The sequence below is a fragment of the Protofrankia sp. Cr1 genome (assembly GCF_963555865.1).
Classification (GTDB): domain Bacteria; phylum Actinomycetota; class Actinomycetes; order Frankiales; family Frankiaceae; genus Protofrankia.
Genome location: NZ_CAUVXO010000325.1, coordinates 1 through 5,807, shown reverse-complemented (window position 1 = coordinate 5,807; position 5,807 = coordinate 1). Strand labels below are relative to the sequence as shown.

At 70.5% G+C, this 5,807-nt stretch carries 4 protein-coding genes; 3 read left to right on the top strand and 1 reads right to left on the bottom strand.

Translation table 11 applies throughout. The features are described from left to right. The 3 genes from U9980_RS20355 to U9980_RS20345 all read left to right on the top strand — a co-directional run. On the top strand, nt 1-222 hold a 222-nt coding region (locus U9980_RS20355), incomplete at its 5' end, for a GPW/gp25 family protein (protein WP_322769379.1). Between the two features lie 7 nt (nt 223-229). Then, complete coding sequence (locus U9980_RS20350; protein ID WP_322769378.1) at nt 230-2,245, top strand: putative baseplate assembly protein; 2,016 nt, start codon at nt 230-232, stop codon at nt 2,243-2,245. A 9-nt stretch (nt 2,246-2,254) separates the two neighbouring features. Next, complete coding sequence (locus U9980_RS20345; RefSeq protein ID WP_322769377.1) at nt 2,255-2,800, top strand: phage tail protein; 546 nt, start codon at nt 2,255-2,257, stop codon at nt 2,798-2,800. Here the strand turns inward: U9980_RS20345 and U9980_RS20340 are convergent, their stop codons facing one another. Further along, nucleotides 2,801-5,740, bottom strand: a complete 2,940-nt coding sequence (locus U9980_RS20340; RefSeq protein WP_322769376.1) for a BTAD domain-containing putative transcriptional regulator — start codon at nt 5,738-5,740, stop codon at nt 2,801-2,803. It abuts the gene before it with no gap. Nucleotides 5,741-5,807 lie beyond the last annotated feature (67 nt).

Here is a 5,807-nt window from a genome sequence, read left to right as displayed (position 1 = left end):
TACACCTTCGCCCCGGCGGACGCGACCACCGCCGGGTTGCTCGCCTATGAGGTCCTCACCGCGCTGCGTCGCTGGGAGCCGCGGGTGGACGTCCAGGACGTCGATGTCACGCCCGACCAGGCTTCCTCGACGCTGTGGATCGACATCAGCTACCGCCTGCGGGGTCGCTACGACCGGCGCAACCTGGTCGTCCCGTTCTATGTGATCCCCGACCAGGAGTGAGTCCACGGTGAGTCTGCCTGCCCCGAACCTCGACGACCGCACGTTTCAGCAGCTCGTCGACGACGCCAAACGGTTCATCCGGGACCGCTGCCCGGACTGGACGAACCACAACGTCAGCGATCCCGGTGTGACTCTGATCGAGACATTCGCGTGGATGACCGACCTGCTGCTCTACCGGCTCAACCGGGTACCGGACCGGAACTACGTGAAGTTTCTCGACCTGCTGGGCGTCGGGCTGTTCCCACCGGTCGCGGCGCGCGCCGAGGTGTCGTTCCGCCTTGCCGCACAGCAGGAGTCGTCCGTGGGCATAGCACGCGGGACGGTGGTCTCCACCCGGCGTACCGCGGCCGAGCCGGCGGTCGACTTCACCACGGTCGACGATCTGGCGATCGTGCCGGCGAGGTCGGTCGTGGTCGCGTCCATGGTGGAACCCGACTCCTTGCGTGATCATACGTCCATGCTCGGTCGTGGCAATGGCTTTGCGTGCTTCGACCCGCGTCCCAAACCGGGTGACGCCCTCTACCTCGGATTCGACCGGACGGCTCCGGCCACCATCGTGCTGCTGCGTTTCACCTGTGAGGTCGCCGGCCACGGAATCGATCCGCGGCGACCACCGCTGGCCTGGGAGGCGTGGGACGGCGATGCGTGGTGCCCGTGCGACGTCGAGCAGGACACCACCAACGGTCTGAACACAACCGGGGTCGTGGAGCTGCACCTGCCGCGCACCCACGCCACGCGCAGCGTCGGCGGTCGATCCTCGGCATGGGTGCGCTGCCGCGTGATCGAGCTGTCAGATGACGACCTGCGCAGGGGAGTGAAGCCCTACCGTGAGTCACCCCGCATCGTGTCGGTCACCGGCGCAACGGTCGGCGGCGACGTCGACGCCGTCCAGGGCGCGCTTGTCGCCGGCCAGGTGCTGGGTCGTTCGGAGGGGGTCGCCGGCCAGTCGTTCCGGCTTCCGCATGCGCCGGTGCTCACCACGTCCGAACCGGTCGTGATCGAGGTCAGTGCCGGTGACCCCCGTCGGGACGACACGACCAGTCCGACCAGCCCGACCAGCCCGACCGGCTGGCAGGCGTGGCAGCGGGTGGCGTCGTTCGCCGACAGCGGTCCGACCGACCGGCACGTCACCCTGGATGCGACCAGTGGGGAGGTCCGCTTCGGACCCATGGTGCGCCTTGCCGACGCCACCGTGCGCCAGTACGGGGCCGTGCCCCCCAAGGATGCGGTGATCCGCGTCCGGCCGTTCCGGACAGGTGGCGGTCGCCAGGGCAACGTCACCGCGCGGGCGCTGGTGATGCTGCGGTCGTCGATTCCCTATGTCTCCGCCGTCTACAACCGCCGACCCGCCACCGGCGGCGTCGACGGCGAGAGCGTGGACGAGGCACGTACCCGCGGCCCGCTGGTCCTGCGCTCCCGCGACCGTGCTGTGACGGCAGCGGACTTCGAGGTACTCGCCCGGGAGGCGGCACCCGAGATCGCCCGGGTCCGGTGCGTCGTGGAGACCAGCGGCCGGGACGGCGGCGCGGTGCGGGTACTGCTCGTCCCGCGGGCACCGTCGGACGCTGACGGGCGGCTCGCACTCACACAGCTCGTCGTACCCGAGCGGACGGGCGCGGCGATCCGGAGCTATCTGGACGACCGCCGTGTCGTCGGCGCCCGGGTCAGCGTGGAGCCGCCGACCTACGTGGGGACCTCCGTCGTCGCCCGGGTCGCCCCGGCGCACCTGGTGACACCCGACGCCGCCGAACGGGCCGCGCTGCGTGCGCTGTACCGGTACCTGCATCCGATCACCGGCGGTCCCGCCGGCACCGGCTGGCCGTTCGGGCGTTCGGTGCACGTCGGTGACATTTTCGGGGTCCTGCGCGCGGTGCCCGAGCTGGGGTTTGTCGACGAGGTGGTGTTGTTCCAGCGCAACCCGCTGACCGGCGCGCGCCTGGACCCGGTCGAGCGGATCGATCTGCCGCCGACCAGTCTGGTCTTCAGCTTTGACCATCAGGTCGACCTGATGATGCGGGACTGAGGGCCGGCGATGCGCGGAGCCATCGAGGGGCTGGGAACTCCCTTTCCGCTGCGCGGCGGGCTTCCCGAGGTGCTGCGCAAGCCCGATGTCCTGCTGGAACCCGGCGTTATCGACGGCATGCTGGCCGCCTTCGACGACGTGCTCGCGCCCATCCTGGCGACCGTGGACAACTTCGACGCCTATCTCGACCCGGCGTTGACGCCCGCGGACTTTCTGCCGTGGCTCGCCGGCTGGCTGGCCGTCGGCATCGACGGCGGGTGGTCGCCCGAATGGTCACGAACGGTTGTCGCCGCCGCGGCCGAGGCACGACGGTGGCGGGGCACTCTGCGCGGGATCGTCGCCGCGGTGCGGGCAGCCGCCGGCGTGGAGGCGGAGGTGTTCGACAACGGTGGGGTCAGCTTTTCCCCACGGCCGCACGGCGCGCTGCCCGGGCGCCCGGAGCCACTCCTGGTGGTGCGGGTACCGCCGGGCACCGACCTGGCCGCCGTCGGCGCGGCGGTTGCGTCCGCGAAGCCGGCGCACGTGCCGCACCGGGTGGAGCATCTACGTTCCTGATCACGCGCGGTGAGGGGGTTGGACGAGGCCTGGTGGGACGATGCCGAGATCGGTGAGGACCGCCGCATAGCGCGTCTGCGCGCTGGTCGCGGCGGCATGGTGCCCATCCCCGCGCAGCGCCGCCATGAGCAGATGCCACAGCCCGTCCCGGTGAAGGTCGATCTCCAGGCCGCGTTCGGCCAGGCGCACGGCGTCAGCATGGCGTCGGTCACCAGAAGCGATCTCCGCGGCGCGTTCGCAGGCACCGGCGACCGCATCCCGCAGCAGGGTGCGCTCCTCGACGATCAGATCGGGCAGGTCGTACTCGGGTAGCACATCGCCGGTGTAGAGGTCGACGGCGTCGATCAGGTGCTGGTATTCGGTTGTGGGATCGGGACCGTCATCCCGGCCCCGCCGGACCGATGCCGCCCGCCGCAGTCCAAGCCTGACCCGGTGGATGTCGAGGTCGCCGTCGTCGTGCAGGACCAGACGGTAGCTGCTGGCGACCCGGCGCAGCAGACCGCGCTGACTCCGGGGCGTGTCGGGTTCCAGTAACCGCCTGATCGCGCTGATCGCCACTTGAAGGCTGTGGCCGGCCTGTGCCGGTCCGGCGTCGGGCCAGATCGCATCCATCAGCCGGTCGCGCGGCAGGAGGCGGTTGGCGTTCACCGCGAGTAGACCGAGTAGCTCCAGGTTGCGTGGCTGAACGGCGCTGAGGTCAACCGTCCGACCGTCGAGCTCGAGCGCGAGACCGCCGAGACAGCGAACGACAAGGCGCGGCACCGGCGGGTGCGCTGTCGCGGCCGGCCCTGTCACGGCCGGCCCTGTCACGCCATCGGGGGAATCGGGGTCGGCCACCAGGAGCCGCAGCCACGCTCCTGCCCCGGCATTCGTGGCGAGCGTGACCGCGACCGCGTGCGGACCGGCCGACCCGATGAGGGCGAGCGCGTGGGGCAGCGGGCCGATCGCCGTTGCCGTGCGCAGCACCGCCCGGGCACGCGAGCTGTCGACGGGTTGGCCCGACGACCGCAGGGCCACCAGGAGACCGGCGTTCGCCCAGGCGACCAGTGCTGTGGCATCCAGGTCGGCGCATTCGCGTTCGGCTGCGACCAGCAGCGTGTGCGCGGCCAGTCGGGCGTTGGGCTCCGCGAGTCCGGTGAGGCCCGCGAGCAGGGTCAGCAGCGCCGCGCCCCACCGGTCGTTGCTGCGGCGGCAGCTTTCGCGCAGATGCTCCACATGTGGGGTCGCGTCGACGGCCATCGCAGCCACCCCGGCGCAGAGGCGGAACAGCTGCGGTGAGTCCACCGCCTCCGCGGCCCACACCGCATCGTTCGCGGTCATGCGTGCGTCGGGTTCGTTGCCGAACACCGCACAGATCGCCCGGCCCAGCAGGGCGGCCGCCTCGATCATCAGGGCGGTGTCGCCCGCGTGGACGAGGTGCTCGAAGCGTTGCCTCGCGGTGGCGATGTCCCCGGCGACGAGGGCTGCGACAGCCCGGGCGAGGCGCAGCTGCGGGGTGTCCGCCGGACCGTGGATGTGAGCGGAGGGATCGTCGAACGCGGCGCGCATGACGTGCAACCATGATGCCGCGCGGCGGGGAGCGGGATTGAGCCACTCGTGCAGGGCGCTCGCTTCGCGTCCGACCTGCACCGGTGGCTCGACGCCGAACCTCCGGCCCGCTTCCCGGTAGGTGTCCAGCGCGGCGTCCAGGGATCCTTCGGCGACCAGACGACGGGCGAGCGCGAGTAGTACCCAGGGGTCGTGGTCGCGGATCGAGGGGGGCAGCAGGTCGGCCCATCCGGTGGGTTCGTCGACGAGGGACCGGCCCTGCTGACCGACCAGGCGGTGCACCTGGTCCCAGTCGGCGCTGCGGCAGAAGGCACGCACCGCGTCACCGAGCGCGCCGTCGGCTTCGCACAGCTGCGCCGCCTTGCGGTGGACAGCGCGCGCCGCGGCTTCGCCATGGTCGATCACGAGCCGCTCCAGGAGATGGACCCGTAGCACCTCGTGGTAACGGTAGGTACGGCCATCCCCTTCGACGAAGGTGAACAGCCCGCGCCGCTCCAGGTCTGCCAGGCGGTTCGCGCTGTCGGTCCGTTCGAGCAGGACGTCGCAGCGCTGCCCGGTGAGCCGGTCGAAGGCGCTGGTCTGCACGAGGAAGTCACGGTCGTCCGCGCTGACCGCGTTGAGCACGTGCGTTGTCAGGTATTCCCTGGTCAGTCGGGTCCCGCCGAGCCCGGCCAACAGCTTGGCCCGTTCCGAGGCGGGCCTTCCCTGTGTCGCGAGATGAAACAGTTGCAGACCGGCGGCCCAACCCCCGGTGCTGCGGGCCAGCGCCGCGACCTCCTCAGGCCGTAACCGGACGCCGTGGCAGTTATGGAACAGCTCCTCGACCTCCCACGTGCGAAACCGCAGCTCGTCCGCATCGACCTCGCGTACCTGGCCGGCCAGGCGGAGCCGGTCCATGCTCAGCGCCGGCCGCACCCGGGACGCGACGAGCAGAACCAGATTCCTCGGGAGGTAGTCGAGGAGTAATTGAAGACAGTTTTCGACGGTATTCCCGTCAACGGTATTCCCGTCGATGGTATGCAGGTCGTCGAGAACAAGCAGGAGCGGGTCGTTGAGTCGGGCCTCCAGCTCGGCCAGTGCCCGCTCCATCGTGGCCCATTCACTGAAGCCGGCCCGCACGACGTCGTCGACGGCGGTGCGCAGATGGGCCAGGAAGGGCTCGACCTCGTCGAGTCGGGTGTCCAGTGTCAGCCAGGCGACAGGGCCGTCATGTCTCTGCGCGACATCGGTGAGAAGTGTCGTCTTGCCCGCGCCGGCCGGCGCGACGACCAGCGCCAACCGGTAGCCTGCGGCGTCGCCCAGCATGTCGGTGAGACGCGGTCGGCGGATACCGCGCAACGGCGGTCGGCGTACCCGCGCGGGCACGACCGAGTGGAAGTCTGCGTCCCCCATGACTCCGCATTCCGCTTGACGCGACGTTTGCAGATTACCTGTTGCTTGATCACCTGTTTACAGATCA

Coding starts and splice junctions, on each gene's coding strand:
- U9980_RS20345 (WP_322769377.1), top strand. CDS start 2,255: ATGCGCGGAGCCATCGAGGGGCTGGGAACTCCCTTTCCGCTGCGCGGC.
- U9980_RS20340 (WP_322769376.1), bottom strand. CDS start 5,740: ATGGGGGACGCAGACTTCCACTCGGTCGTGCCCGCGCGGGTACGCCGA.